Here is a 25,752-nt window from a genome sequence, read left to right on the forward strand (position 1 = left end):
TGCAGCTCAGCCTTGCGGCCCGCGCGGCAAGGGGCGTGACGCGGGCGGGATTCGGGCGCTCGCGCGGTGGCGAGGGGACCGGGCGCGCAGCCTCGCCCGCGCAGGCATGATGGCGCCATGGACTCGCTCACCCATCTTCTGCTCGGCGGCGCCATCGGCGCGGCCATCGCCCCGGCCGGCCAGCGCCGCGCCGCCATCCTGGCCGGCGCGGCGCTCAACACCGTTCCGGACCTGGACGTGCTGCTGCTGCCGCGGTTCACCGACGATCCGGTCGCGCTGATGACCTGGCATCGCAGCTTCCTGCACTCGGTGTTCGTGCTGCCGCTGATCGGCGCGCTGGTGTGGTGGGTCTGCCGGGTGCGCGGCACGCGGGTGAATTCGGCGCCGGCGCGCTGGTTCTGGCTGATCCAGGCCTGCCTGCTCAGCCATCCGCTGATGGACGCCTGCACGGTCTACGGCACCTCGCTGCTGTGGCCGCTGGATGTAGCGCCGGCGATGTGGTCGCTGTTCTTCATCATCGAACCGGCCTTCACCCTGTGGCTGCTGCTGGGCTGCGTCATCGCCTGGTGCGCGCCGCGCAAGCCGCTGGGCCGGCGCGGCGCGATCGCCGGGCTGGCGCTGGCCGCCTGTGTGCTGGGCGTGGCGGGGCTGGCCAAATGGAAGGTCGATCGCCAAGCCGAGCGCACGCTGGCGGGCATGGGCCTGGGCGACATGCCGCGCTTCTCCACGCCGATGCCGTTCTCCACGCTGCTGTGGCGCGTGGTGGCGATGACGCCCTCAGGCTATGTCGATGCCGAGCGCTCGGTGTTCGACACCGGGCCGATGGTCTTCCGCGGCCATGCGTCCAATACCCAGGCGCTGGCGGAGGCGATGGGGATCGGCATCCCGGCGGTGACGCGGTTGGACTGGTTCAACCACGGCTTCATGCGCGCGCGGGTGCAGGACGGGCGCCTGGTGCTGTCCGACCTGCGGATGGGACTGGATCCGGACTACACCTTCAATTTCGCCGTGGCCGAACGGCGCGACCAGGACTGGCAGGCGATCGAGCCCGAGCAGATCCAGGTGCCGCTGCCGATCTCGGGCATCGCCGGGTTCAGGCGGCTGATCGGCGCGGTGTGGCATCGCACCTGGCATGAGGACGACACACCGCTGCGCGCGATGATCCTCGCTCCGCAGGCTCAGGCCACGTCGGCGAACGAGGACGCCACGCCGGCTTCCAGCGCGTCGAAGTAGTCGCGCGTCAGGCGCAGCTGTTCCGCCGCGCTCTCGGCGCGGTTGACCACCGCACGGAAGGCCGCGTTCTCCGGCCGGTCCTTCGCGTACCAGCCCAGGTGCTTGCGCGCGATGCGCACGCCCTGCGGCTCGCCGTAGAAGTCGTGCAGGGCCTGCAGATGGCCGAGCAGGATGTCGCGCACCTCGCCGATGGGCGGCGGCGGTAGGTCCTCGCCGGTGGCCAGGTAATGGGCGATCTCGCGGAAGATCCACGGCCGGCCCTGCGCGGCGCGTCCCACCAGCACCGCGTCGGCGCCGGTATCGCGCAGCACCTGTGCGGCCTTGCGCGGCGAATCGACGTCGCCATTGGCGAACACGGGGATGTCCAGGGCGGCCTTGATCGCGGCGATGGTGTCGTACTCGGCCACGCCGGTGTACTGCTGGTCGCGCGTGCGCCCGTGCACGGCCAGGGCGGCGATGCCGGCGTCCTGGGCGATGCGGGCGATGGTCGGCGCGTTGCGGTGCTGGGCGTCCCAGCCGGTGCGGATCTTCAGTGTCACCGGCACGTCCACCGCCTTGACCACCGCCGCGACGATGCGCGCCACCAGCGCTTCGTCGCGCATCAGCGCCGAGCCGGCCCAGGCGTTGCACACCTTCTTGGCCGGGCAGCCCATGTTGATGTCGATGATCTGCGCGCCGTGGTCGACGTTGTAGCGCGCCGCCTCGGCCAGCTGCGCGGGCTCGGTGCCGGCGATCTGCACGCTGACCGGCGCCGGTTCGCCGTCATGGTCCATGCGCCGCAGCGACTTGTCGGTGCTCCAGAAGCGCGGATCGGAAATGGTCATCTCCGAGACGGCCAGGCCCGCGCCCAGCCGCTTGCACAGCTGCCGGAACGGCTTGTCGGTGACCCCGGCCATCGGCGCCAGGATCAGCGGCGGTTCGATCTTGTAGGGGCCGATGTGCATGGAGGAGCAGCGAGCGAAGATGGGTGAGGGGAGCGCTGCCTCGCGCTTCGAGCGGATGGCGTCGGGCGGAGGGGCATTCCGCTCCATCCGCCGAGGCCGGTGGGCGAAACGCGTTTACCGAGCCGGCGTTCCGGCAAAGCTCCTTGCCCGCTTTCGCGCACTTCTCAGCCGGCCGCCGGCGTCAGCCGCGGCATCGACACCGCCGCGCCTTCGTGCTCGGTCGAGCGCGCGGCGAAGCGGTTTGCGAAGCGCACGTGCAGGTTGAACGCCGCCTGCGGCGCATATGCCAGCGACGCGGCCAGCGCGCCGTTGAACGCATCGCCCGCGCCGGTGGTGTCCACCGTCTGCGCCGCGTCGGCCGCCACGCGGTAGTAGGCCTGCGCGTCGCCGCGCAGATGCTCGTCCTCGTGCGAGACGAAGGCCCCGACCGCCCCCAGGGTGATGACCACCGTGCCGCCGGGCAGCAGCTGGCGGCACAGGCTGTGCAGCGTGTTGCCGTCGAGGGCCGCCACATCGTCGCCTTCCATGCGCTGGCCGACATGGCGGCCCAGCAGGGCGGCGAACTCGGTCTCGTTCGGCGTCAGGATGTCGCTCTGGCGCAGCAGCGCGATGCTGGCTACGGCGTTGGCCGGGGCGGGGTTGAGGATGGTGGCCACGCCCGCGGCACGCGCGCTGGTCAGTGCCGCCTCGATGCTCTCCAGCGGCGACTCCAGCTGCGCCAGCACCACCTGCGCGCCGGCCAGCAGCGGCTGCTGTTCGGCGATGAAGCCGGGGCTCAGGGTGAAGTTGGCGCCGGGGCCGATCACGATGGTGTTGCGGCCGTGGTTGTCCACATAGATGCCGCCGGTGCCGGTGGGCTCGTCGCTGGGCTCGGCCACCAGGCGCACGCCGTCCTGCTCGGCCAGGCCGCGCGCCATCGCGCCACCGGCATCGCCGCCCAGCGCGCACACGAACGTGGTCGCCGCGCCCGCGCGCGCCGCCGCGATGGCCTGGTTGAAGCCCTTGCCGCCGGGGCCGGAGCTGTAGCGCCCGGCGATCGTGGCGCCGGCGGCGGGCAGCGCATCGCAGCGCCAGACGTGGTCGACATTGAACGAGCCGACGACAACGACAGAACTCATAGACATCTCTTCTTCGAATCCAACATAAAAACGGCGGCCGCAAAGCCGCCGTCGGGGGCATCAGTATGCCGCAGCGCGGCACGGGCCTAGCGGCGAACGGCGTCCGCAATGCTGAACGAGGCGCGCGCCGTCAGCGCGCGCGGCGGCTTGGTTCAGCTGAAGTGGCTCAGCACCCCGGCGATGGTGGCGGTCATGAAGGTGGCGATCGAGCCACCCAGCACCGCGCGCAGGCCGAAACGCGCCAGGTCCGCGCGACGCTCCGGAGCCAGGCCGCCGATGCCGCCGATCTGGATCGCGATCGAGCTGAAGTTGGCGAAGCCGCACAGCGCATAGGTCGCGATCAGGCTGCCGTCGGCGCTGAGCGAGACGCCGGGCACCTGGCCGTTCACGATGCGCGCCAGCTCGGTGTAGGCGACGAACTCGTTGATCACGACCTTCTGCCCGATCAGCGAGCCCACCGTGGTCGCATCCCCCCACGGCGTGCCAATCACCCAGGCCACCGGCGCCAGCACATAGCCCAGGATCGTGGCCAGGTTGGTCGGCCGGCCGATCGCGGCGGCCAGGCCGCTCCACTCGCCGAACCAGGTCAGCGGCGCATTGAGCAGGGCGATCAGCGCGATGAAGGCCAGCAGCATCGCGCCGATGTTCAGCGCCAGGCGCAGGCCGTCGCCGGCGCCGGCCGCGGCCGCGTCGATGATGTTGCTGGTGGTCTTCTCCACTTCCATCTTGACCGTGCCGCGCGTCAGCGGCGTGCCGGTCTCGGGGATCAGGATCTTGGACACCACTAGCGTGGCCGGCGCGGCCATGATCGAGGCCGCCAGCAGATGCTTGGCGTAGAAGGCCTGCTGCACCGGATCGCCGTTGCCCAGCATGCCCACATAGGCCGCCAGCACGCCGCCGGCGATGTGGGCCATGCCGCCGATCATCATCGTGATCAGCTCCGACTCGGTCATCCGGGGGATGTACGGACGCACGGTCAGCGGCGCCTCGGTCTGGCCGATGAAGACGCTGGCGCAGACGCTGGTGGTTTCCGCGCCGGAGACGCGCATCACCTTGGTGATCGCCCAGGCCATGGCCCGCACCACCGCCTGCATCACGCCCAGGTGGTAGAGCACGCCCATCAGCGCGGAGAAGAAGATGATGGTGGGCAGCACCTGGAAGGCGAAGATGAAGCCCGCCTTGGGCACGTCCATCAGGCTGCCGAAGATGAAGTTGGAGCCTTCGCCGACGAAGCTCAGCACCTTCACGAACACCTTGCCCAGCCAGTCGAAGACATCGCGCCCGCCGGGCACCAGCAGCACCAGCGCGGCGAAGCCGATCTGCAGCGCCACGCCGGTCACCACCAGGCGCCAGTCCACCGCGCGCTTGTTGTTGGAGAACAGCCAGGTGATGCCCAGCAGCACGACCAGCCCGAACAGGCCGAACGCGGCCCGCGATACACCTTCCAGCATTGCGATCCCCAAGACCACGCGACGTCGAAGCGATGCAGCCTAAGTGAGGGGGACGGGCGCGGCAAGGCGAAGCCGGCCCGCCGCGTGGCCACGGGGCGCCGGAGGTGGGGATGCCGCCCGGGCCGGCGCGCTTCGCGCGGCGGTGCGCGCCGGGCTCAGCGGCAGGGCACGGCGGCCGGATCGTCCGGCCGCAGCGCCAGGTCGGCCGAGACCGGCGCGGCCAGCGCCCGGCTGCCGAAGGCCTCGCGGAACAGCCGCTGCGCCTGGCGCTCGGCCTCGACGCGCTGGCGTGGATCCAGCGCCGGGGCGGCCGGCGCGGGGATGGCCTGCAGATAGGACAGCAGCAGCCGGTAGCGATAGGCCAGGGCCGCATCGTCGGCCACCCGCGCATCGAGCAGGCCGTGGTCGTCGCTGTAGGCATCGGCCAGCAGCAGCGCGGCGCGCGGGTCGCCCGCCTGCAGGGCGCGCTGCAGGATCGGCACGGCGTCGCGGTACCAGTCGGCGAAACCCGGGTCCTGCAGGTAGCGTTCGTGGTCCTGTGCCTGCGCCGCCTGCGGGAACGGGCCGGCGGCGTAGCGCAGCATCGCGTCGCGGTTGCCCGCCAGCGCCGCCTGGCGCAGATAGAACGCGGCCTTGGTGCGCAGCGCGTCGTCCACGCCCTGGCAGCGATCGCGGCCGGTCTCGGCGGGCGAGGGCGCGGCGCAGAGCAGCAGCTCCACCCCGATCCGGCAGGCGGCCATCGCCTCGCCGGCATCGGCCCGGCGCAGGACGGCCTGCAGATTGGCGCCCAGCGGTTCGTCCCAGGGGGGCAGGGCGGATGCGGAGACCGCATCGGTGCGCGCGGTGGCCAGCCCGTCCGGCGCGCCGCGCGCGGCCAACGCCCGCTGCGCCTGCGCGGTCTGCGCGGCGATCCGTGCCGACAGCGCGGCCGCCTCCTCGGCCTGCCGGCGCCAGCGCCAGACGCCGAAGGCCACGGCCGCCAGGGCCAGCACGCCCATCACCAGGTTGAAGCGACCACGCGGGCTCACGGCGTGTCCTTGCTCGATCGACCGCGGCAAGTCTGCCATGTGCCCCGTGCATCCCGCGCCGTCACCCAGGTGCGCGGGCCGCGGATGGGAAGCGCGAACACGATCGAAGAAATCGATCATGGACATTTGACTCTTCAATGAGAATGATTATCATCCACGTCGAACCACACAGGAGTCGTGCCATGTCCGCCAACACCATCGCCTTCCCCCATGCCGACACGCGCGCGGCCGAGCGCGGTCCGCGCGCGGTGCCGCCGGCCGAGACCCTCGACAGCGAAGCGCTGCTCAAGGGCCGCCGCGAGATCCTGATCCAGCACGGCGACCGCGTGTACCGCCTGCGCCATACCAGCAACGACAAGCTGATCCTGACCAAGTAAGTCATCAGGTTCGCGGGCGCCGGAGCGCCCGCTGCCGTGTTCGCGCCCGCACCGCGCGGCGCGGCGGCCCCGGACGCGCGGCGATGGATCTCCCTCTCTCTCCCCGTCGCCGCGCGCGGACCGCTGTCGCCGCCCCGGTGCACTTGTCCGACCACCCGCCCCAGGAGCCGGTCATGACCCTCGCCCCGACCGCGACGCCCCCACGCGCCGACGCGACCCGTGCGCTGCCGCTGCCGCAGCAGCTGGCCGCGCTGGGCACCGTGCTGTGCCTGTATCGCGCCCAGCAGGGCAGTGAGTTGGCCGGCTGGAACCAGGCGGTGCGCGCGGCGGTCCAGGCCGGGGTGGAAAGCGACGGACTGCGCGAGAGCCTGTTGTTCTTCGACCGCGACGGCGCCTGCTGCTGGCGGCTGTGCCTGCTGCCGGACAGCGACTTCCTGGCGTGGGACCAGCTCAGTGCGCGGCTGCCGGCGCATGCGGCCGGCGCGCCGCAGGGACGTGGGGTGAGCGAGCGGCTGTGGCAGCGCCTGGCCCGGCGCCTGACCGGCGAGCAGTGGCGCGCCTGCCCGGTGCGCCTGCATGCGCTGGCCGCCTCGGGCGCGCGGGCGGTGCTGGCCGCCAGCCTGACCCCTGTCTCAGCGCTGGGAGCGAGCGCCACGCGCGCGATCGTGCACGCCGAAGGCGCCGAGCTGGCCGCCTGGGACGACTGCTGCTGCGCGCAGGCCGCGCTGCAATCGGTCGGCGTCGGCGCCTCGCACGGCGACCTGGCCGACTATGTCTTCAGGCCCGACCTGAAGACCGGTCGATGACCTGCCGCGCGCCACCTTCCATGCGCCGCTGGCCCGCCTCGTCCCGTGGCCCGCACTGCCCGCCGGGGACGGACGCGGCCGACCCGGGCGGCGCCTGCCCGAGGTGAGCGCCGCCCACTGAACCCCAGGCGCCTGCGCCTCGCCGAGACGACCTCGCCATGTCGTCTCGGCGTGCCCCGCGTCTCCTGCTGAACCTCCCGCGGTGGCCCTGCGCCACTGCGCCTTTTCCTTCCTCCTGGGCGCCAGCCGCGACCGCGCACGGTCGCGCCAGCCTGCCGGGTCACCTTGCAAAGGGCCTGTCATGCCGACGTTCCGTGTTTCCCTCCTTGCCTGTGCGCTCGCCTGCGCGCTGGCGTCCCCGGCGCGCGCCGCCGATCCAGCCGTGACCCCGCCGGGCGCAGCCGGCGATGCGCCGCCCACGCGCGACTTCGATCCGCTGCAGGTCACCGCCACGCGCAGCCAGCGTGCCGTGTCCGACGTGCCCAACACGGTGGACGTGATCGAGCGCCAGCGACTGGACCAGGCCCTGGTCTTCGACATCAAGGACCTGGTGCGCTACGAGCCGGGCGTGTCGGTCACCTCCAGCTTCGGACGCTTCGGCCTGGGCGGCTTCCGCATCCGCGGGCTGGAGGCCAACCGCGTGCAGATCATCACCGACGGCATCCGCGTGCCCGACGCATTCGCCATCGGCAGCTACTCCAATGCCAACCGCAACTTCGTCGACCTGGACACGGTCAAGCGCGTGGAGATCCTGCGCGGGCCGGCCAGCGCGCTGTATGGCTCGGACGCGCTGGGCGGCGTGGTCGCCTTCGTCACCAAGGACCCTTCGGATTATCTGAAGGCGGGCAAGGATGCCTACTTCGGCCTCAAGTTCGGCTATGCGGGCGACTGGAACGGCCTGTTCGCCGGCGCCACGGCCGCCTTCGGCGGGGAGCGCTGGAGCGGCCTGGCGGCGGTCAGCCACCGCCAGGGCCAGGCGCAGGAGAACATGGGGCACGATCGCAGCCTGGCGCCGGTCGGCACCGCCGCCAACACCCGCACCGCGCCGAATCCGCAGGATCGTAACGGCACCAGCGTGCTGACCAAGCTGGTCTACGCACCGTCGCAGACCAGCCGCCTGCGCCTGACGGTGGAGGGCAACCGCGACGACACCGACACCAACGTGCTCACCGCGCGCGGCTACAGCGCCTCGACCCGGGCCACCACGCTGGACCTGCGCGGCGCCGACCACCAGTCGCGCGAACGCGTGGCCCTGGCGCAGGAACTGGACGCGCTGGACTGGGCGCTGGCCGACAGCCTGGACTGGCAGGTCTACTGGCAGGACAGCCAGACCACGCAGGACACCCACGAGCTGCGCTCCACTGCCAGCCTGGGCCGGCATCGCCGCGACCGGCGCTTCGACTTCGAGCAGCGCGAGATCGGCGTGCAGGCCAACCTGCTCAAGACCATCGACGCCGGCAGCGTGGTCCATACCCTGCGCTACGGTCTGGACCTGCAGCGCACGCGCACCGAGCAGGAACGCGACGGCCGGGTGACCTACGCCAATGGCACCAGCACCAATGTGATGTCGCCGGACGTCTTCCCGGTGCGCGACTTCCCGATCACCGACACCACCACCGCGGCCCTCTACGCGCAGGACGAGATGGCCATCGGTCAGCGCTTCAGCCTGGTGCCGGCGGTGCGCGTGGACCATTACGACCTGGACCCGAAGCCCGATGCCATCTTCGTCGAGGACAACCCGGGCATGGCCGTGACCGGGCTGAGCAAGACCAGCGTCTCGCCCAAGCTGGGCGCGGTGTGGAAGTTCGCCGGCGACTGGTCGCTGTACGGCGGCTACGCACGCGGCTTCCGCGCGCCGCCCTACAACGACGCCAACCTGGGCTTCACCAACCTGCAGTTCGGCTACACCGCCATCCCCAACCCGGACCTCAAGCCGGAGACCAGCAACGGCTTCGAACTGGGGCTGCGCTACACCGGCGCAGCGGTGTACGCCGCGCTGACGGGCTATCGCAACGACTACCACGACTTCATCGAGTCGCAGGGCTTCGTGGGCTACAACGCGCAGGGCCTGATGGTGTTCCAGTCGCGCAACGTGTCGCGGGCGCGCATCTACGGCGGCGAGTTCAAGGGCGGCATCGACCTGGGCGCGCTGGCCGGCTGGAGCGGCTGGTCGCTGCGCGCGGCCGCGGCCTGGTCGCACGGGCAGGACCTCACCGCCGATGTGCCGCTGGACACGATCGATCCATTGACCGGCACGCTCGGCCTGGCCTACGACGCGCAGGCCTGGGGCGTGGAGCTGGCCGGTTCCTTCGCTCGGCGCAAGGACCGCGTGTCCGACGCGACCTACTTCCGCCCGCCCGGCTACGGCGTGGCCGATCTGCTGGCGCACTGGAATTTCGCCCCCGGCGCACGCGTGAACCTGGGCGTGTTCAACCTGGGCGACCGCAAGTACTTCAACCCGGGGGACGTGCCGGTGGGCACGCTGGCGAGCAGTACGACGCTGGATCGCTACACCAGCACCGGCCGCACCGTCTCGGCCAGCCTGACGGTGGAATGGTGAGCCCGCCCATGCGCCTCGCACGCCGCCGCACGACGCCCGCGCTGGTCGGGTTGCAGCTTCCGTCCCAAGTCAAAGGAACGCCTTACATGCACCGCCGCCTACCGCTCGCCGCCCTTGTGGCCCTCGCTGTCCTCGCACCGGCCCACGCGCAGACCGCCGACGCCGCCCGTGACCACGCGGCGATCCTGAAGATCGCCGGCGAGTTCGCGGTGGACTTCGCCTTCGACGAGACCGTGCTGCTGCAGCCCGGTTACGAGCGCGCCGCGGCCATGCGCAGCAGTGCCGACGAGGTGGTGATCGTGGTCGAGGACACGCCCACGCGCGTGGTGCTGCAGCACCTGCTGGTCGATGGCAGGAGCGGTCACGTCACCAAGCACTGGCGCGAGGACTGGGTCTACCAGGCGCCGCGGCGGTTCGAGTTCAGCGCCGACCAGACCTGGACCGTGCGCGCGCTGTCGCCGCAGGAGACCGCCGGCGCCTGGACCCAGTGCGTGTACGAGGTCAGCGATGCGCCGCGCTACTGCGGCACCGGTCGCTGGACCTACAGTGGCGAGGTGGCGACCTGGACCAGCGACGAGAGCTGGCGCCCGCTGCCGCGCCGCGAGTACACCCGCCGCAGCGACTACAACGCCCTGCGCGTGGTCAACCGCCACACCGTCACGCCCAACGGCTGGAGCCACGAGCAGTTCAACACCAAGGTGCTGCGCAGGCCCGACGGCCGCCAGGTGGAGATCGCGCGCGAGTTCGGCTTCGACGACTATCGCCGCGACAGCCAGGTCGACTTCGCCCCGGCCTACGCCTACTGGAAGGCCACCAGCGATTTCTGGGCCGGCGTGCGGGCGCGCTGGGCCGGGTTCCTGAACGCGCCGCCGGGCGTGCACCTGAAGACCAAGCTCGATGGCATGGCGATGGTGATGCCGCTGTTCGAGCAGGCCGACACCCTGGTGCAGGGCGGCAAGGTCAAGGCCGCCGACACCGATGCGGTGTTCGCCCGGTACGTGGAAGCCGCGCCGGCGCCGGCCGATCGCTGAAGGCGCGGCGGCCGTCCCGCATGACGGCGCATCCCGCAGGCGCGACCCTATAATCGCCTCGGGAGCGCCCGCATCGGGCGACAGGCAAGGGGAGTGCAATGGGAACGGGAGCGATTCTGGCTTTTGTCTTGGTGACTGCTGTCGTTATTTTGCTGCTGCGAAGCGTGCGTGTCATTCCGCAGGGTTTTGAGTACACCGTCGAGCAGTTCGGCAAGTACACGGCGACACTGACCCCGGGCCTGCACGTTCTTATCCCTGTCATGCAAGGCATTGGCCGCAAGGTCAACATGATGGAGCAGGTCTTCGACGTGCCCTCGCAGGAAGTCATCACCAAGGACAACGCGGTGGTGAAGGTGGACGGGGTGGTGTTCTTCCAGGTGCTGGACGCGGCCAAGGCGGCCTATGAGGTGTCCAACCTGGATCAGGCGATGATCGCGCTGGTGCAGACCAACATCCGCACCGTCATCGGCTCGATGGACCTGGACGAATCGCTCAGCAACCGCGAGACCATCAACGCGCGCCTGCTGGGCGTGGTCGACCACGCCACCAGTCCGTGGGGCGTCAAGGTCAACCGTATCGAGATCAAGGACATCCAGCCGCCGCGCGACCTGGTCGACTCGATGGCCCGGCAGATGAAGGCCGAGCGCGACAAGCGCGCCTCGATCCTGGAGGCCGAGGGCGCGCGCCAGTCGGAGATCCTGCGCGCCGAGGGCGAGAAGCAGAGCGCCATCCTCGAGGCCGAGGGCAAGCGCGAGGCCGCCTACCGCGAGGCCGAGGCGCGCGAGCGCCTGGCCGAGGCGGAGGCCAAGGCCACCACGCTGGTCTCCCAGGCCATCGCCGACGGCGATGTGCAGGCGATCAACTACTTCGTGGCGCAGAAGTACGTGGAGGCGTTCAAGGAACTGGCCACCGCGCCCAACCAGAAGTTCGTGCTGATGCCGATGGAGGCCTCGGGCATGATCGGCTCGCTCGGCGGCATCGCGCAGCTGGCGCGCCAGGCGCTGGGCGAGGACGGCCCGCGTCCGCCGGCCATGCCGCCGAAGGTGCCGCGTGCCGGCGTTTGACGCGGCGACCCTGCGCCTGGCGTTCTGGGCCGGCCTGGCGCTGGTGCTGTTCGCCGCCGAGGCGCTGCTGCCCGGCGCCTCGCTGATGTGGCTGGGCTTCGCCGCCACGGCGATGGTGCTGGTGATGCTCATCGCGCCCGGGCTGGAGGTGCTGCCGCAGGCGGCGCTGTTCGCCGTGTTCGCCATCGCCTCGGTGCTGGTGTACCGGCGCTGGTTCCGCGCCCGCGCGCAGGTCAGCGACAAGCCCCTGCTCAACCGGCGCGCCGAGCAGCTGGTCGGCCAGACCGCGGTGCTCGAGCAGCCCATCGTGCGCGGCCGCGGCCGCATCCAGCTGGCCGACACGTACTGGAGCGTGGAGGGCCCCGAGCTGCCCGCCGGGGCCGCCGTGCGCGTGGTGTCCACCGACGGCATGACCCTGCACGTGGAAGCGGCCTGACGGGCGCAGCCGTGGCATGGGTCACGGCCGCGGGGCGGCGAGGTTCTGGAATAATGCGGTCCTCTTTGTAAGGACCAGCCCATGACCCAGAAGACGATCCTCAACGACAGCCACCGTGCGCTCGGCGCCAAGATGGTCGATTTCGGCGGCTGGGACATGCCGATCAGCTACGGTTCGCAGATCGAGGAACACCACGCCGTGCGTCGCGACGCCGGCATGTTCGACGTCAGCCACATGACCGTGGTCGACCTGCGCGGCCCGCGCGTGCGCGAGTTCCTGCGCTACCTGGTCGCCAACTCGGTGGACAAGCTCAAGAAGCCGGGCAAGGCGCTGTACACCGCGATGCTCGACGCCAACGGCGGGGTGATCGACGACCTGATCGTGTACTTCCTGGAAGACACCTTCTTCCGCCTGGTGGTCAACGCCGCCACCCGCGAAAAGGATCTGGCCTGGATCAACAAGCAGGCCGCCGCCTATGGCGTGGAAGTGACCGAGCGCCCGGAGCTGGCGATGATCGCCGTGCAGGGCCCGAACGCGCGCGCCAAGGTCATCGGCCTGCTGCGCGAAGAGGATCGCGAGGCGGCCGACAAGCTGGCGCGCTTCGCCGCGCTGGACGCGGTCAGCAGCGCCGGGGTCGAACTGTTCCTCGCCCGCACCGGTTACACCGGCGAGGACGGCTTCGAGATCGTGCTGGCGGCCGAGCACGCGGTGGCGTTCTGGAACGCGCTGCTGGACGCCGGGGTCAAGCCGGCCGGTCTGGGTGCGCGCGACACGCTGCGCCTGGAGGCGGGCATGAATCTCTACGGCCAGGACATGGACGAGACCGTCTCGCCCTACGAGGCGGCGATGGGCTGGACCGTGGCGCTGGACGAAGGCCGCGAGTTCGTCGGCCGCGACGTGCTCGAGGCCCAGCACCTGCAGGGCGCGCCGCGCCAGCTGATCGGCCTGGTGATGGACGAGAAGGGCGTGCTGCGCCACGGGCAGAAGGTGTTCACCGCGCAGGGCGAGGGCGAGATCCTCTCCGGCACCTTCTCGCCGACGCTGGGCAAGGCCATCGCCTTCGCCCGCGTCCCCAGCGGCGAGCCGGGCGAGGTGCGCGTGGACATCCGCGGCCGCGAGGTGCCGGTGCGGGTGGTCAAGTTCCCCTTCGTGCGCGACGGGCAGCCGCAGCCCGGCGTGCTCGCCTGACACGGGGCGCGACCATGGCCGAGCGGCTGGACTACTTCTTCACCCTGCTTTCGCCCTGGTCCTACCTCGGGCACCAGGCGTTCCTGGACATGGCCGCGCGCCACGGCGCGGCGGTGCGCACGCGGCCGGTGGCCATCTTCGACCTGTTCGGCGAGGTCGGCGCCCTGCCGCTGGCGCAGCGTCCGCCGGTGCGCCAGGCCTACCGGCTGATCGAACTGCAGCGCGTGCGCGAGCAGCGCGGCCTGCCGCTGAACCTGCGGCCGAAGTTCTATCCCTGCGATGTCGGCCTGGCCGACCGCGCGGCGGTCGCGCTGATCGCGCAGGGCCACGATCCGCATCCGTACATCGCCGACGCCTTCGCCGCGCTGTGGGCCAACGAGCAGGACCTGGCCGATCGAACGACGCTGGTGGCGCTGCTGTCCGCGCGCGGCTTCGACGCCGAGGCGGTGCTCGCGCTGGCCGAGGCCCCGGCCGCGCACGCGACCCTGCAGGACAACACCCGCGCCGCGATCGACGCCGGCCTGCCTGGCCTGCCGGGCTACGTGCGCGAGGGCGAGCCGTTCTGGGGCCAGGACCGCATCGACCTGCTCGAAGACGCCCTGCGCAGCGGCCGCGCGCCGTACCGCGCCGGGTGACAAGTCGCGGCGGCCTTTCGTTAGACTTGCGCCATTCCCAACCACGCGCCTGACCGGCCGGAGCATCCTCATGAGCGAGATCCCTGGTGATCTGAAATTCCTCAAGTCCCACGAATGGGCCCGCGTCGAAGGTAACGGCCGCGTCACCGTCGGCATCTCCGACCATGCCCAGGGCCTGCTGGGCGACCTGGTCTACGTCGAGCTGCCCAACGTGGGCGATGCGGTCACCGCCGGCAACGCCTGCGCCGTGGTCGAGTCGGTCAAGGCGGCCTCGGACGTGTACAGCCCCGTGTCGGGCACGGTGGTCGAGGTCAACGAAGCGCTGGCCGACAAGCCGGAGACCATCAACGAGGACGCCTACGGCGAAGGCTGGCTGTTCGTGGTCGAGATCAGCGACGCCGACGAACTCAACGACCTGCTCGCCCCGGACGACTACGCCGAGCAGCTGGAAGAAGACGAAGAGTGACGCCTGCCGCCGGCCCGGTGCCGGCACCGCGTCGAGACGAACGCCGCGTCCTGGACGCGGCGTTTTTTGTTGGCGCCACGCCACGCATGGAGACGGTCGATCCGCGTCGTCGTGACGGTCGCGTGCATCGACTCGGCACGCGATCGGGATGCGCGCGTCGTCGCATGGATCGAAAAAGTTTGCGCAGTTGGCGCGCGAGGCAGCTTGTGCGACGCGAAAACGCATGCCGGCCGCGTTGCCGGAATCAGGCGCGATTCAACTGCGCGACACCTTCGGCGAAGGCGCCTCGACCTGCATCCAAACTCGCGCCCCGGCCGGCATGCCAACTGCATCGCGCACACCAAACCGCATAAAAAAAGCATTCTGCTCAACATGCATCGCCACGCGCGCGGCGCCATGCCATCGCCCGGAATGTCATCGGACCGGCAGGCGGGCGTGGCGAGGCGATGGCGCGGTTGAAAGCACATGAGAAATTTTTCTGAAAAACCATTGACACTAGAAAAAACCGTGATTAGGTTTCGCCCCAACGCGCATCGGCGCTAAGCAAATCAAGCGAGTCGGTCATCGCGACGAAACCCACAACGGCAAGGTCGCCCGCCCGTACCCCCGGCAGGATGGTCGAAGGCTTCGCTTCCCCCAAAGAAATTCGAACCCCGATCCGCATCGACACCTGCGCCGCAGTCGCCGCAGGTGTCTTTGCTTTGAAGGGTGCACGACGCTGGCCCACGCCGGCGTCGCATCAGATCCGCCCCAGCGCGCGTGGCGCGTCGGCGGCTGCACGCGGGTCCGACTCCCGCGGCGTTTTGAGTACTGGGCTTTGCAACGGATGTTTCATCCAAAGTAATCACTGACGAGGAGCCATCACATGGCAACGAAGAAAGCTGCGAAGAAACCGGCCAAGAAGGCCGTCAAGAAGGTCGCCAAGAAGGCGCCCGCCAAGAAGGCTGTGAAGAAGGTCGCCAAGAAGGCTGCCAAGAAGGTCGCCAAGAAGCCGGCCAAGAAGGTCGTGAAGAAGGCCGCCAAGAAGGTCGCGAAGAAGGCTGCCAAGAAGGTCGCGAAGAAGGCTCCGGCCAAGAAGGTCGCCAAGAAGGCTGCCAAGAAGGCCCCGGCTAAGAAGGCCGCCAAGAAGGCTCCGGCCAAGAAGGCTGCCAAGAAGTCGCCGGCCAAGAAGTCCGCCAAGAAGAAGGCCGCTCCGGTCGCACTGCCGGCGACCCCGGCGCCGCTGATCTAACAACAAGTATCGCGGCGTCATCGCCGCGCGCTGTCGTCTGACTGCAGCTTCCTTCCCCGGTTGCCCAGCGGGGAAGGAAGTGTTTTTTTGGGCGCGCCGTTCCGGCGGCGCGGGCATCGTCCACCGGGTCCGCCTCCGGCACCGCAGGGGCCGCGACGGATGCGAAAAAGTCGCGCCGGCGTTCTCCGGCGCCCGGAAGCTGCGTGCTAACATCCCGCTTACATGCCCTGCGCAACGCAGGGGGCGACACGCCAGAGAAGTCGGGGCAAGACGGATGATGCAGCGGGGGAGCATGACAAGGATCTGGATCGGCGCCGCGGTCGTGCTGATCGCCACGGCCTGTGCGCCGCTGCCGGCCGCCACGCGGACCAAGCAGGCACCGCCGGCCGAGGAAAAGTCCGAAGTGGTCGAGCCCAGCATCGGCAATACCGCCGAGGAGCTGCGCCACCTGATGGACGCCGGCTCGCTGACCGAACTGCGCACCACCTACAACGGCAATTACGGCGCCAGCCTGCTGTTCCATGCCGACTCGCTGAACTATTACGTCACCCTGTTCCGCGACAAGCAGTTCTGGCGCGTGATCCGCACCAGCTCGGTCGAGCAGGCCGAACAGCTGTACAAGACCTTCGTCGACCAGACCAACCAGCTCGCGCAGGTCTATATCGACACCGTGCGCCTGGAAGCCGGCAAGCGCTACACCGAGCGGATGGTCGAGCTGAACCAGAAGCGCTTGCAGGGCCTGCAGGCCGAAGTGGAGCAGCAGCGCCAGCAGGCGCTCCAGGTCAGCAGCGCCCTGCAGCAGAACAAGCAGCAGGCGGTGAGCCTGAGCAGCGACCTGCGTGCCACCAATACCGAGCTGGAAGCGCTGACCCGCCGCATCGAACAGCTGCAGCAGCAGCAGGGCAACCCCGCGCTGGAACTGCCGCCGACGCCGGCCGCCGCCCCCGCACCGCAGCCGACCGCGCCGGGTCCTGCGCCGCCGACAGCGGATTAAGCACGGCGTCGGGTCGAGCCATTCGACCTTGCTCCAGTTCGCAGTGAAGGCCCGGCACCCGCCGGGCCTCTTGTTTGGTTCCTCGAAAACGAAATCCCTCGAGGACATGCGCGGAGTCGAAAATCATTTCGTCCGCCAGCCTCGACCGGGCACGGGTCCTCGGCTCGGTCCACCATCCATGGCCTGCTCTCGGCGCGCCATACCGGGTCGAGGTCTCGCGACGCATGGACCAGGATTTCTATCGACCCTGAGACAGAGCGCCCGGCCAAGTCAGCCTTGGCCGCAGATGCGTCGAGACGTCTTTCGGGTTGAAGTCGTTTGGCTCAACGTGCGAGGCAGCGGTCCGGCGGGCGTGGCCGCGACGAGCGAGGCAGGAGCCGAGCGCCCGAATCAGGGCAGGATGCCCTGATTGAGGGATAAGCGGCCACTGCCCGCCGGACCGCTGCCCCTCCGGAGTCGCAGCGCTCATGCGCCGCACCGCCTCGGTCGATACAAGCATCTTCGTCTTCACTCCACCGCGCACTTGACCGGTCACACCCGCACGAGGTCGACCAGACCCGGCTGCGCCGAGCAGCAGTACGAGCGCCACCACCTGCGCCCATCAGGCGCCCCCGGCGCCCTGTCAGCGCCAGCCCAAGCCATGGCGCCTCCAACTGAGGCACGTAGACTCCCAATGAAAAACGCCGGGCGATGCCCGGCGTTTCCCTTCGTCCAGATTAGGAGCGAGAGCTCAGTGCGGTGCAGCCACCGCCTTGCTCGAAGCCGCGCCGGCCTCGTCGTCGTCGCTGACGTTGTCGTCGGAAGTGGCGTGCATGGCCTGCGGCAGCGGATGCCCGTTGGTCTGCGCCAGCAGCAGCTGCTTGGCCATGTCGGTATCCAGCCAGCGCTGCGGCGACAGACCCAGCGCCGTGTCCAGCACGGTCGGCAGCAGGCCGGACGGCAGCGGGCTGTTGCTGTTCCACAGGATCGCCACGCCGAAGTCGCGCCCCGGCACCAGCGCGACCAGGCCGCGATAGCCCTCCACCGCGCCGGCATGGAACACCACCTGCTGACCCGAGTAATCCAGCACGCGCCAGGCCAGCGCGTAGCTGGCCGACTCCACGCGAGCACCACGCCAGCCGGCGCGCATCTCGCCCGGCGTGCTGATCAGCGGCGCGTGCAGCGTGGCCAGCAGCGGCGCCGGCAGCACGTCCGGGCGATGGCCCAGCTGCGCGAGCAGCCACTGCGCCATGTCGCTGGCGCTGGCATTGACGCCGGCCGCCGGGGCCAGACGGTAATAGGTCGGCTTGGGATTGATCGACGCCCAGCCGCTGCGCGCACGCACGTGCGGCTTGGCCCAGCTCGGGCTGTTCTCGATGCCCGCCAGGCCGATGCTGGCGTCGTTCATGCCCAGCGGCTTGAAGATCCGCCGATCCACCGCCTGGTCGTAGAAGCTGCCGGTGGCGGCGAAGACCACATCGCCGATCAGGCTGAAGGCGACGTTCTGGTACTCGTAGCACTGGCCCGGGCGGCAGCCCAGCGGCGCGGTGGCCAGCTTCTGCGACACGGTGTAGTAGTCGGCGTTGCCTTCGATGTCGTTGTCGAAGGCGTTGTGCCAGCGCAGGCCGGTGCGGTGGCTGAGCACGTCGGCGACGGTGACCTCGCGCGTGGCGACCGGATCGATCAGGCGGAAGCTGGGCACGTAGTCGGCGACCTTGCTGTCCCAGCGGATGACGCCGTCGTTGACCAGCAGGCCGGCCATCGTGCCGGCGAAGGCCTTGGACAGCGAGGCCAGGCGGAAGACCGTGTGCGCGTCGATCGGGCGCGGGTTGCGCACATCGGTCACGCCATAGCCCCGGGCGCTGACGATGCGGCCGTTCTGGACCACGGCCATGGCCAGGCCGGGAACGCGCTGGCCGACGGTCAGGTCCTGGGCCAAGGCCTCGAACGCGGCGACATCGAATCCCGGGGCGACCGGGCGCACATCGCTGGGCGCCAGCGCGGTGCGGTAGGGCAACGGTTTGGTCGGGGATTCATAAGGCGCCGGCGCCGCGCGCCAGGCGTCGGCCTGCGTCCCGTCCTGGGCGGCGCCGCTCATGGTGACCGTGGCCAGCTGGGCGGGCAGGGTCGGTGTCTGCGCGGTGGAGGACAGGGCCAGCGGCAGCAGCGCGGCCAGCAACGTCGTCGTCAGCGATCGCGCGCGAGCGCGTCCCCTGGGGTTTTTCATGTGCGAGTGCCCGCGTGATCCGGCGTGTTTTGGATCATAACGCCCATGTCGAGAAATGCACAAACGGCCCGAGATTGGCCGGCCATCTCGTTCATCCGCTTGATCTTTTTGAACAGCGCGCGGCGCTCGCCCGGTTCCCTGTTCAGGTGTTCGTGGCGCGACCAAAGCGGTAATGACGGCGCTGCAAGGCGCGGGCGATGATCGCCCTCCATGGCCGCGCCCGCCTCCGACACGACACCCCGCGCGAGCAGCGATGCGCTGCTGGGCATCGGCTTCGTGCTGGTGTGGTGCACCGGGTACATCGCCGGCAAGGTCGTGGTGGTCCACGCCGCGCCGCTGACCTCGCTGGTCCTGCGCTTCGGCATTGCCGCGCTCGTGTTCGCGGCGCTGGCGCTGGTCGGGCGCGCAGGGCGCTGCCGGCGCGCGGACCTGCTGCACAGCGCGGTGACCGGCGTGCTGATGCTGGCGCTGCACTTCGGCGCGGTCTACGTGGCCTTCCAGTGGGGCGCCAACGCCGGGGTGTCGGCCCTGGTGATCGGCGCGATGCCGCTGCTGGTGGCGCTGGTGGCCACGCTGGACGGCAGCGAGCGGCTGGGCGCGTGGCGCTGGTTCGGCATGGCGCTGGGGCTGGTCGGGGTGGCCCTGGTCGTGGCCGACCGCGTCGACGGGGCCACGCCGCTGAAGGCCTGGGCGATGCTGGGGCTGGGCCTGGCCGGCATCACCGCCGGCACGCTGTACCAGAAACGCCATGCCGCGCACCTGGACATGCGCCTGGGCCTGACCGTGCAGAACGCGGCCGCCGCGCTGGTGCTGCTGCCGTTCGCCGCGCGGGAAGGCTTCCGCATCGACGACAGCGCGGCCTTCCACGGCGCGCTGGCGTGGCTGGTGCTGGTCAATTCGATCGGCGGCTTCGCGCTGCTGTTCCTGCTGATCCGGCGCGGCGCGGCCACGCGGGTGGCGGCGCTGTTCTTCCTGATGCCGCCGGTGACGGCGGTGTTCGGCCACTTCACCCTGGGCGAGCACCTGACCTGGCTCAAGGCGGCCGGCTTCGCCTGCGCCGCGCTCGGCGTGTGGCTGGCCACGCGCGAGGAGCCGCCGGCGGGCTAGCCCTCGCCGCCGTGCGCCGGCATGCTGGCGATGTTGCAGTGCATCGGCTACCGTGCGCGGCAATCGAACGCGCCGGAGTCGCCGCCCGTGGTCACGCACAAGCCCCACCGGGTCGAAGGGGGAGAAGGGTGGGCGCTCGCGCTGTCCTTCCTGTGCTTCTTCTGCGTGCTGGCCGCGTACTACGTGGTGCGCCCGGTCCGCGAGCAGCTGTCCGCGGCGGTCGGCTCGACCCAGCTGCCCTGGTTCTACCTGGCGACCTTCATCGCCACCCTGCTGCTGACGCCGGTATTCGCCGGACTGGCCTCGCGCTGGCCCAGGCGGAAGCTGGTGCCGCTGGTCTATGTGTTCTTCATCGTCTGCCAGCTGGCTTTCATCCCGGCCTTCACTTCGGTGGGCCTGCTCAGTCCGCGCATGCTGGGCATGGTGTTCTTCGTCTGGGTGAGCGTGTTCAATCTGTTCGTGGTGTCGGTGTTCTGGATCTTCATGTCCGACATCTGGAGCCTGGCGCAGTCGCGGCGGCTGTTTCCCATCATCGCCGTCGCCGGCACGCTGGGCGCGCTGGCCGGCCCGATGCTGACGCGCTCGCTGGTGCAACTGCTCGGCGTGGCGCCGCTGCTGCTGGTGTCGGCCGCGCTGCTGGGCGTGGCGACCGTGTGCGTGGTGCTGCTCGGCCGCTGGGCCAGCGCGCATGGCGCGCGCCGACATGAAGACGGGCACGAGGCCGCGCTCGGCGGCAGCATGTGGGATGGCCTGAAGCAGATCTTCGCCGACCCCTTCATGCGCGGCATGGCGATCCTGCTGCTGCTGGCCGACGGCATCGGCACGGTCAACTACGCGCTGCTCGTCGATTACTCCGGCGCGACATTCGCCGACGCGGTGGCGCGCACCCGCTTCCACGCCGACGTGGACCTGGCTGGCAACCTGCTCACGGTGATCGTGCAGCTGACGATCACCCGCTGGCTGTTGCCGCGGCGCGGACCCGGCACGCTGATCCTGCTGTGGTCGGTGATCAGCATCATGGTGCTGCTGCTGGTGGTGTTCTCGTCCAATCCGCATGCGCCGCTGTTCGTGCTGCCGGTGCTGATCGGCCCGGTCGCGCCGACCGTGCTGGCGCTGGTGGTGAGCCGTGGGCTGGCCTACGGCATGGCCGAGCCGGCGCGCCACAGCCTCTACACCCGCGTGCCGCGCAACGTGCGCTACAAGGGCCAGAACGCGGTGGACACCGCGGTATGGCGCTTCGGCGATGTGGCCATCGCCACCGGCATGAACGGGCTGAAGTCGGTCGGCATGACCATCGGCGGCTTCGCCGCGATCAGCGCGCTGGCCGCCTTCGCCGCGGCCGGCATCGGCTGGCGCCTGTGGAAGCGCGTGGAACGGATCGACGAGCCCACCGCGCCGCGCTGACCCTGCTGGGCGCCCCAACGCGTGCCAAGCGATCGCGTCCGCGGCACACTGCGCACCTGCTCATCGACCGGATGGACCCATGCCTGCTGTCGCCCTCGTCCTGACCGTGCTGGTCGCGCTGCTGCACATCTGGTTTCTGGTGCTGGAGATGGTGCTGTGGACCCGCCCGCTCGGCCTGAAGACCTTCCGCATGTCGCCGGAGAAGGCGCAGACCACGCGTGTGCTGGCGGCCAACCAGGGGCTCTACAACGGCTTCCTCGCCGCCGGTCTGCTGTGGGGCGGGCTGTGGCTACGCGATGGGCGCGTGGTGGCGTTCTTCCTGGCCTGCGTGGTGGTGGCCGGCGCCTACGGGGCGGCCACGGTGAGCCGGCGCATCCTGTGGATCCAGGCCGCGCCTGCGGCGCTGGCGCTGGTCTGCCTGTTCGCCGGCCTATAAGCGCGGGGCGCGCGCCGGTTTCGGCGAGACCCACATGTCCACCCGCGCGGTGAACACGGTTTCACCACCGGCATCGCGCACGGCGACGTCCACCGGCAGCGCGTAACCGTCGGTCGCTTCGCGCACCGGCTCGGCCGGTGTGGCCACCGCATGCTGCGGGCCGACCGCCTTCTTCAAGTAGCGCACCGACATGCCCTGGGGAATCCAGCGCATCGAGGCAGGGATGCTCGCGTCGGTCATCAGGCCGGCGGTGAGTTCGGCCAGGTTGCACAGGGCGATCGCATGCACCGTGCCGATGTGGTTGTGCACGCGGCGGCGGTCGGCGATGCGCGCCTCACAGCGGCCGACGTCCAGCAGCGTGATGCGCGGGGCGATGCTGCCGAAGTAGGGCGCCTTGAAGCACACCGCGCGCGCGAACAGCCAACCGCCGGCGGGCCAGCGCTGCAGGCGGCGATACAACGCCAGGAGAGGTGCGGCCATGTGAGGTGACTCCGGACAAGACGACGGCGGACCGAAGTCCGCCGTCGTGGGCAACGAAAAAGGCGCGGGGAACTCAGGCGGCTTCGCGCGCGTCGGCCTGTCGCACCTGCTGGCGGTAGCCGGCCGAGCGCAGTTCCTCGGTGTCGAAGTCGTCCACGCTGATGGTGTCCATCGTGATCGCACGCAGCTCTTCCAGCTGCACGCGCTCCTCGGCGGTGATCAGGCCTTCGCGCACCGCCTCGTCCAGCTGCGCCGGGAAGTCCAGTGCCTCGATGCCCTTGGTCTTGAGCGCCTTGATGAACTTGCGCTCGACCGGCTCGGCGGCCACGGCCTTGGCCAGATAGCTGGCGATGCGGCCGCCGGGATTGTTCTCGCACGGGGTCAGGAACACACCGCGGGCCAGCTGATCGCGCGCGACGTTGGGCGCCATCAGCAGCGCGGCCACGCGATGGCCCAGGCGGTCGCCCGGCGCCTCGGCACGGCGGCCCCACGGGAAGATCAGCGCCCACATCAGCCAGCCCACGGGGCGGATCGGGAAGTTGCGCAGCGCCGCCGACAGCGCCAGCTCGATCTCGTGCACGCTGTTGTGGAAGGCCCAGGCCAGCAGCGGCTGTTCGGCCTGCGGCGCGCCCTCGTCGTGGTAGCGCTTGAGCATGGCGCTGGTCATGTAGATGTGGCTGAGCACATCGCCCAGGCGGCCGGACAGCGACTCCTTGAACTTCAGCTTGCCGCCGAGGGTCATCATCGAGATGTCGGCCATCAGCGCCAGGTTGGCCGAGTAGCGGTCCAGCTTGCGGAAGAAGCGCTTGGTGTAGGCATCGCCCGGGGCGGCGCCGATGCGCGAGGCGGTCAGGCCGAACCAGAACGAACGCACCGCGTTGGAGATGCCGAAGCCGATGTGGCCGAACAGGCTGCGGTCGAACGCATCCAGGCCCGCGGCGCGGTCCGGATCCTGCGCGGCCTTCATTTCCTTCATCACCCACGGATGGCACAGGATCGCGCCCTGGCCGAAGATCAGCAGGCTACGGGTCATGATGTTGGCGCCTTCCACGGTGATCGCCACCGGCGAGGCCTGCCAGCTGCGGCCGGCGAAGTTGCGCGGTCCCAGGATGATGCCCTTGCCGCCGATCACATCCATCATGTCGGCGATGCACTCGCGGCTCATGCTGGTGCAGTGGTACTTGGCGATGGCCGACGGGACCGAGGGCACGTCGCCGCGATCCACCGCCGCGGCCGTGGCCTGCGACAGCGCGCTGATGATGTAGGCCTTGCCGCCGATGCGGGCCAGGGCTTCCTCAACGCCCTCGAAGCGGCCGACCGACAGGCCGAACTGCTTGCGGATGCGGGCATAGGCGCCGGTGACCACCGCGCCGGCCTTGGCGCCGCCGCTGGCGGTGGAGGGCAGGGTGATCGAGCGGCCCACGGCCAGGCACTCGTTGAGCATGTTCCAGCCCTTGCCGGCCATGTCGGCGCCACCGATCAGCTGGCTGAGCGGAATGAAGACTTCCTTGCCGTGGATCGGGCCGTTCTGGAACGGCGAGTTGAGCGGGAAGTGGCGACGGCCGATCTCCACGCCCTCGGTGTCGCGCGGCAGCAGCGCCAGCGTGATGCCGATGTCCTTGGTGTCGCCGAGCAGGCCGTCGGGGTCGTACATGCGGAAGGCCAGGCCGATCAGCGTGGCCACCGGCGCCAGGGTGATGTAGCGCTTGTCGAAGGTGAGCTTCAGGCCAAGCACGTTGGCGCCGTTCCACTCGCCCTTGCAGACGATGCCGTAGTCGGGGATGGAGGTCGCATCGGAGCCGGCGAACGGGCCGGTCAGGCCGAAGCACGGCACTTCCTCGCCCACGGCCAGGCGCGGCAGGTAGTAGTCCTTCTGCTCCTGCGTGCCGTAATGGTTGAGCAGCTCACCCGGGCCCAGCGAGTTGGGCACGCCGACGGTGGAGCTGACCACGCTGGAGATGGAGGCCAGCTTCTGGATGACCTTGTGGTGGGCCAGCGCCGAGAAGCCCAGGCCGCCATACTGCTTGGGAATGATCATGCCGAAGAACTTGTTCTTCTTGATGAAGTCCCACAGCTCGGGCGGCAGGTCGGCGTGGACGTGGGTGATCTCCCAGTCGTTGACCATCCGGCACAGCTCTTCCACCGGGCCGTCGAGGAAGGCCTGCTCCTCGGCGGTGAGCTGCGGCTTGGGATAGTTGAGCAGCTTGTTCCAGTCCGGGTCGCCGGTGAACAGCTCGCCCTCGAAGCCCACCGAGCCGGTTTCCAGCGCGATGCGCTCGGTCTGCGACAGCGGCGGCAGCACCTTGCGGAAGAACTTCATCATCGGCGCGCTGACCAGCGCCTTGCGCGAGGCCGGCAGCAGCAGCGGCAGCGCGATCGCCGCGACGATGACCGCGGCCACCACGCAAGCCGTGGCGTTGGCGCCGAGCAGCCAGCAGGCCACCAGGGCGCAGGCGCTGATGGCGGCCCACGTGGCCAGGCGCATGCGGTGATAGGCGGCGATCGCGCCAGCCAGCAGGACGGCGAGGAACGGGACCAGGATGCTCATGAGCGTGCTCCGGAAGCGGAATCGAAAGCGGTGTTGAAGGAGCGGGTATGCCGGGCGCGCGACAGCGTGCCAAGGTAGTCGAGCACCACCGCGGTGAATGCATCGTTGTCGTCGCCGGCCAACATATGACCGACGTTCGCGACCTGGATGTGCTGCGCGTGCGGCACCAGCGCCTGGAAGGCGCGCACGTTGTCCTCCGAGATCAGCTCGCTGCGCCCGCCGCTGATCAGCAGCACCGGGCAGCGCACGTTGCGCGCGGCCGCGGCGATGTCGTCCTGGTGGCGCGCACTGTCGCGGATCAGATCGTCCACCAGGCGGCGATCCCAGTGCCAGTGCCAGCGGCCATCCTGGCCTTCGTGCATCAGCGCATCCAGCTCGTCGGCCGTCTTGCGGGTCCGCCGGTGCGGCAGGTAACGCGCCACCACGTCGGCGGCATGCTCGAGCGAGTCGAAGCCGTCGGGAAACGCGGTGACGAACTGCAGCACGCGCGCCAGTCCCGCCTCGTCCCAGTGCGGGGTGATGTCCACCAGCACCAGGGCCGAGAACAGCCCCGGCCACCGGCTTTCGGCCAGCAGCCCGAACAGGCCGCCCATGGAGGCGCCAACCAGCACCGGCGGTTCGGCCTGTTCGCCGGCCACGATGATCAGGTCGTCGACGAACTGCGCGCCGTCGTAGCCCACGTCCTGCGGATTGCGTTGCGAGTCGCCGTGGCCACGCGCGTCGTAGGCCAGCCCCGCATGCCCCTGCGCGGCCAGCCGCAGGGCGGTGCGCTGCCAGGCCCCGCGGGTCTGACCGAAGCCGTGGGTGTAGAGCACCGACGCCTGCTCCGCGGGGGCGCCCGCCGGCGGCGGGTAAGCCGTGCCGGCCAGGCGCATGCCACAGGCACCGACCAGCTCCACCGCACGCGGGGCGGTCGATTCAGCGGCTTCAGGCGAAGGGCGGGTGTCAACCATACGCACAAGTATGGGGGTGTCTTTCGAGTGCCGTCAATCCATACAAGCGTTTGATT

The 25,752-nt window shown here is 70.1% G+C and carries 24 protein-coding genes; 15 read left to right on the forward strand and 9 right to left on the reverse strand.

Features of this window, described 5'->3' with window-relative positions; translation table 11 throughout:
• Positions 1-117: 117 nt before the first annotated feature.
• Positions 118-1,233, forward strand: a complete 1,116-nt coding sequence (locus LAJ50_RS06240) for a metal-dependent hydrolase (protein WP_138655437.1) — start codon at positions 118-120, stop codon at positions 1,231-1,233.
• Here LAJ50_RS06240 and dusB read toward each other — a convergent pair.
• From dusB to LAJ50_RS06260, 4 genes are all read right to left on the reverse strand, one after another.
• Entirely contained in the window at positions 1,179-2,177 is a 999-nt protein-coding gene (gene dusB, locus LAJ50_RS06245; protein ID WP_138655439.1) for a tRNA dihydrouridine synthase DusB, read from the reverse strand. The genes LAJ50_RS06240 and dusB overlap by 55 nt on opposite strands.
• A 164-nt stretch (positions 2,178-2,341) precedes the next feature.
• Positions 2,342-3,295, reverse strand: a complete 954-nt coding sequence (locus LAJ50_RS06250; RefSeq protein WP_130551641.1) for a ribokinase — start codon at positions 3,293-3,295, stop codon at positions 2,342-2,344.
• Positions 3,296-3,447: 152 nt separating this feature from the next.
• Entirely contained in the window at positions 3,448-4,746 is a 1,299-nt protein-coding gene (locus tag LAJ50_RS06255) for a nucleoside transporter C-terminal domain-containing protein (RefSeq protein WP_130551642.1), read from the reverse strand.
• A gap of 155 nt (positions 4,747-4,901) precedes the next feature.
• The gene (locus LAJ50_RS06260; protein ID WP_224096493.1) at positions 4,902-5,774 is read right to left on the reverse strand and encodes a hypothetical protein; all 873 of its coding nucleotides are present in this window, start codon (positions 5,772-5,774) and stop codon (positions 4,902-4,904) included.
• A gap of 182 nt (positions 5,775-5,956) precedes the next feature.
• Here LAJ50_RS06260 and LAJ50_RS06265 point away from each other — a divergent pair, with 182 nt between their 5' ends.
• The 11 genes from LAJ50_RS06265 (at position 5,957) to LAJ50_RS06315 (ending at position 16,562) form a co-directional block, all read left to right on the forward strand.
• Positions 5,957-6,151 (forward strand): hemin uptake protein HemP, encoded by a 195-nt coding sequence (locus tag LAJ50_RS06265; protein WP_165424146.1) that lies wholly within the window; start codon positions 5,957-5,959, stop codon positions 6,149-6,151.
• A 173-nt stretch (positions 6,152-6,324) separates the two neighbouring features.
• The gene (locus LAJ50_RS06270) at positions 6,325-6,957 is read left to right on the forward strand and encodes a Hemin transport protein (protein ID WP_138654528.1); all 633 of its coding nucleotides are present in this window, start codon (positions 6,325-6,327) and stop codon (positions 6,955-6,957) included.
• Positions 6,958-7,258: 301 nt separating this feature from the next.
• Positions 7,259-9,517 carry a TonB-dependent hemoglobin/transferrin/lactoferrin family receptor gene (locus tag LAJ50_RS06275; protein ID WP_138654526.1) on the forward strand — a complete coding sequence of 753 codons (2,259 nt, stop codon included), beginning with the start codon at positions 7,259-7,261 and terminating at the stop codon, positions 9,515-9,517.
• An 86-nt stretch (positions 9,518-9,603) separates the two neighbouring features.
• On the forward strand, positions 9,604-10,548 hold the full coding sequence (locus tag LAJ50_RS06280) for a DUF6607 family protein (protein WP_138654524.1): 945 nt from the start codon (positions 9,604-9,606) through the stop codon (positions 10,546-10,548).
• Between the two features lie 98 nt (positions 10,549-10,646).
• Entirely contained in the window at positions 10,647-11,612 is a 966-nt protein-coding gene (locus LAJ50_RS06285) for an SPFH domain-containing protein (protein WP_138654522.1), read from the forward strand.
• Positions 11,599-12,048, forward strand: a complete 450-nt coding sequence (locus tag LAJ50_RS06290; protein ID WP_130551648.1) for an NfeD family protein — start codon at positions 11,599-11,601, stop codon at positions 12,046-12,048. The genes LAJ50_RS06285 and LAJ50_RS06290 overlap by 14 nt, the downstream gene beginning before the upstream one ends.
• 81 nt (positions 12,049-12,129) lie before the next feature.
• Entirely contained in the window at positions 12,130-13,236 is a 1,107-nt protein-coding gene (gcvT, locus tag LAJ50_RS06295) for a glycine cleavage system aminomethyltransferase GcvT (protein ID WP_130551649.1), read from the forward strand.
• Positions 13,237-13,250: 14 nt separating this feature from the next.
• The gene (locus tag LAJ50_RS06300; RefSeq protein ID WP_130551650.1) at positions 13,251-13,871 is read left to right on the forward strand and encodes a 2-hydroxychromene-2-carboxylate isomerase; all 621 of its coding nucleotides are present in this window, start codon (positions 13,251-13,253) and stop codon (positions 13,869-13,871) included.
• 70 nt (positions 13,872-13,941) lie between these two features.
• Positions 13,942-14,337: a glycine cleavage system protein GcvH gene (gene gcvH, locus LAJ50_RS06305; protein ID WP_130551651.1), complete on the forward strand. Its 396-nt coding sequence runs from the start codon at positions 13,942-13,944 to the stop codon at positions 14,335-14,337.
• Between the two features lie 865 nt (positions 14,338-15,202).
• Positions 15,203-15,568, forward strand: a complete 366-nt coding sequence (locus tag LAJ50_RS06310; RefSeq protein ID WP_130551653.1) for a histidine biosynthesis protein HisIE — start codon at positions 15,203-15,205, stop codon at positions 15,566-15,568.
• Positions 15,569-15,860: 292 nt separating this feature from the next.
• A complete protein-coding gene (locus tag LAJ50_RS06315; RefSeq protein WP_224096494.1) occupies positions 15,861-16,562 on the forward strand; it encodes a DUF2968 domain-containing protein in 702 nt (233 codons plus the stop codon).
• 730 nt (positions 16,563-17,292) lie between these two features.
• On the opposite strand, the gene LAJ50_RS06320 is transcribed toward LAJ50_RS06315, so the two are convergent.
• Positions 17,293-18,768, reverse strand: a complete 1,476-nt coding sequence (locus LAJ50_RS06320) for a serine hydrolase domain-containing protein (protein ID WP_130551655.1) — start codon at positions 18,766-18,768, stop codon at positions 17,293-17,295.
• A complete protein-coding gene (locus LAJ50_RS06325; protein ID WP_130551656.1) occupies positions 18,765-18,980 on the reverse strand; it encodes a hypothetical protein in 216 nt (71 codons plus the stop codon). Before LAJ50_RS06325 ends, LAJ50_RS06320 begins: the two co-directional genes overlap by 4 nt.
• On the opposite strand from LAJ50_RS06325, the gene LAJ50_RS06330 reads away from it, so the two are divergent.
• From LAJ50_RS06330 to LAJ50_RS06340, 3 genes are all read left to right on the forward strand, one after another.
• Complete coding sequence (locus tag LAJ50_RS06330; RefSeq protein WP_130551657.1) at positions 18,979-19,875, forward strand: DMT family transporter; 897 nt, start codon at positions 18,979-18,981, stop codon at positions 19,873-19,875. The genes LAJ50_RS06325 and LAJ50_RS06330 overlap by 2 nt on opposite strands.
• A 21-nt stretch (positions 19,876-19,896) precedes the next feature.
• The gene (locus tag LAJ50_RS06335) at positions 19,897-21,279 is read left to right on the forward strand and encodes an MFS transporter (protein ID WP_130551658.1); all 1,383 of its coding nucleotides are present in this window, start codon (positions 19,897-19,899) and stop codon (positions 21,277-21,279) included.
• A gap of 79 nt (positions 21,280-21,358) precedes the next feature.
• A complete protein-coding gene (locus LAJ50_RS06340; RefSeq protein WP_130551659.1) occupies positions 21,359-21,715 on the forward strand; it encodes a DUF1304 domain-containing protein in 357 nt (118 codons plus the stop codon).
• Here LAJ50_RS06340 and LAJ50_RS06345 read toward each other — a convergent pair.
• The 3 genes from LAJ50_RS06345 to LAJ50_RS06355 form a co-directional block, all read right to left on the reverse strand.
• Positions 21,710-22,195 (reverse strand): hotdog fold domain-containing protein, encoded by a 486-nt coding sequence (locus LAJ50_RS06345; RefSeq protein WP_138654520.1) that lies wholly within the window; start codon positions 22,193-22,195, stop codon positions 21,710-21,712. The genes LAJ50_RS06340 and LAJ50_RS06345 overlap by 6 nt on opposite strands.
• Before the next feature lie 73 nt (positions 22,196-22,268).
• Entirely contained in the window at positions 22,269-24,743 is a 2,475-nt protein-coding gene (locus LAJ50_RS06350; RefSeq protein ID WP_130551660.1) for an acyl-CoA dehydrogenase, read from the reverse strand.
• Positions 24,740-25,618, reverse strand: coding sequence for an alpha/beta hydrolase (locus tag LAJ50_RS06355; protein ID WP_130551910.1), 879 nt, complete (start codon positions 25,616-25,618; stop codon positions 24,740-24,742). Before LAJ50_RS06355 ends, LAJ50_RS06350 begins: the two co-directional genes overlap by 4 nt.
• Positions 25,619-25,752 lie beyond the last annotated feature (134 nt).

Origin of the sequence: Pseudoxanthomonas sp. X-1, from assembly GCF_020042665.1 — a bacterium.
Lineage (GTDB): Bacteria > Pseudomonadota > Gammaproteobacteria > Xanthomonadales > Xanthomonadaceae > Pseudoxanthomonas_A > Pseudoxanthomonas_A spadix_A.

Excerpts from the sequence above, each read along its gene's own strand:
- LAJ50_RS06240 (WP_138655437.1), top strand. The coding sequence starts at position 118 with ATGGACTCGCTCACCCATCTTCTGCTCGGCGGCGCCATCGGCGCGGCC.
- dusB (WP_138655439.1), bottom strand. The coding sequence starts at position 2,177 with ATGCACATCGGCCCCTACAAGATCGAACCGCCGCTGATCCTGGCGCCG.
- LAJ50_RS06250 (WP_130551641.1), bottom strand. The coding sequence starts at position 3,295 with ATGAGTTCTGTCGTTGTCGTCGGCTCGTTCAATGTCGACCACGTCTGG.
- LAJ50_RS06255 (WP_130551642.1), bottom strand. The coding sequence starts at position 4,746 with ATGCTGGAAGGTGTATCGCGGGCCGCGTTCGGCCTGTTCGGGCTGGTC.
- LAJ50_RS06265 (WP_165424146.1), top strand. The coding sequence starts at position 5,957 with ATGTCCGCCAACACCATCGCCTTCCCCCATGCCGACACGCGCGCGGCC.
- LAJ50_RS06270 (WP_138654528.1), top strand. The coding sequence starts at position 6,325 with ATGACCCTCGCCCCGACCGCGACGCCCCCACGCGCCGACGCGACCCGT.
- LAJ50_RS06275 (WP_138654526.1), top strand. The coding sequence starts at position 7,259 with ATGCCGACGTTCCGTGTTTCCCTCCTTGCCTGTGCGCTCGCCTGCGCG.
- LAJ50_RS06280 (WP_138654524.1), top strand. The coding sequence starts at position 9,604 with ATGCACCGCCGCCTACCGCTCGCCGCCCTTGTGGCCCTCGCTGTCCTC.
- LAJ50_RS06285 (WP_138654522.1), top strand. The coding sequence starts at position 10,647 with ATGGGAACGGGAGCGATTCTGGCTTTTGTCTTGGTGACTGCTGTCGTT.
- gcvT (WP_130551649.1), top strand. The coding sequence starts at position 12,130 with ATGACCCAGAAGACGATCCTCAACGACAGCCACCGTGCGCTCGGCGCC.
- LAJ50_RS06300 (WP_130551650.1), top strand. The coding sequence starts at position 13,251 with ATGGCCGAGCGGCTGGACTACTTCTTCACCCTGCTTTCGCCCTGGTCC.
- gcvH (WP_130551651.1), top strand. The coding sequence starts at position 13,942 with ATGAGCGAGATCCCTGGTGATCTGAAATTCCTCAAGTCCCACGAATGG.
- LAJ50_RS06310 (WP_130551653.1), top strand. The coding sequence starts at position 15,203 with ATGGCAACGAAGAAAGCTGCGAAGAAACCGGCCAAGAAGGCCGTCAAG.
- LAJ50_RS06315 (WP_224096494.1), top strand. The coding sequence starts at position 15,861 with ATGACAAGGATCTGGATCGGCGCCGCGGTCGTGCTGATCGCCACGGCC.
- LAJ50_RS06320 (WP_130551655.1), bottom strand. The coding sequence starts at position 18,768 with ATGAAAAACCCCAGGGGACGCGCTCGCGCGCGATCGCTGACGACGACG.
- LAJ50_RS06330 (WP_130551657.1), top strand. The coding sequence starts at position 18,979 with ATGGCCGCGCCCGCCTCCGACACGACACCCCGCGCGAGCAGCGATGCG.
- LAJ50_RS06325 (WP_130551656.1), bottom strand. The coding sequence starts at position 18,980 with ATGGAGGGCGATCATCGCCCGCGCCTTGCAGCGCCGTCATTACCGCTT.
- LAJ50_RS06335 (WP_130551658.1), top strand. The coding sequence starts at position 19,897 with ATGCTGGCGATGTTGCAGTGCATCGGCTACCGTGCGCGGCAATCGAAC.
- LAJ50_RS06340 (WP_130551659.1), top strand. The coding sequence starts at position 21,359 with ATGCCTGCTGTCGCCCTCGTCCTGACCGTGCTGGTCGCGCTGCTGCAC.
- LAJ50_RS06345 (WP_138654520.1), bottom strand. The coding sequence starts at position 22,195 with ATGGCCGCACCTCTCCTGGCGTTGTATCGCCGCCTGCAGCGCTGGCCC.
- LAJ50_RS06350 (WP_130551660.1), bottom strand. The coding sequence starts at position 24,743 with ATGAGCATCCTGGTCCCGTTCCTCGCCGTCCTGCTGGCTGGCGCGATC.
- LAJ50_RS06355 (WP_130551910.1), bottom strand. The coding sequence starts at position 25,618 with ATGCGCCTGGCCGGCACGGCTTACCCGCCGCCGGCGGGCGCCCCCGCG.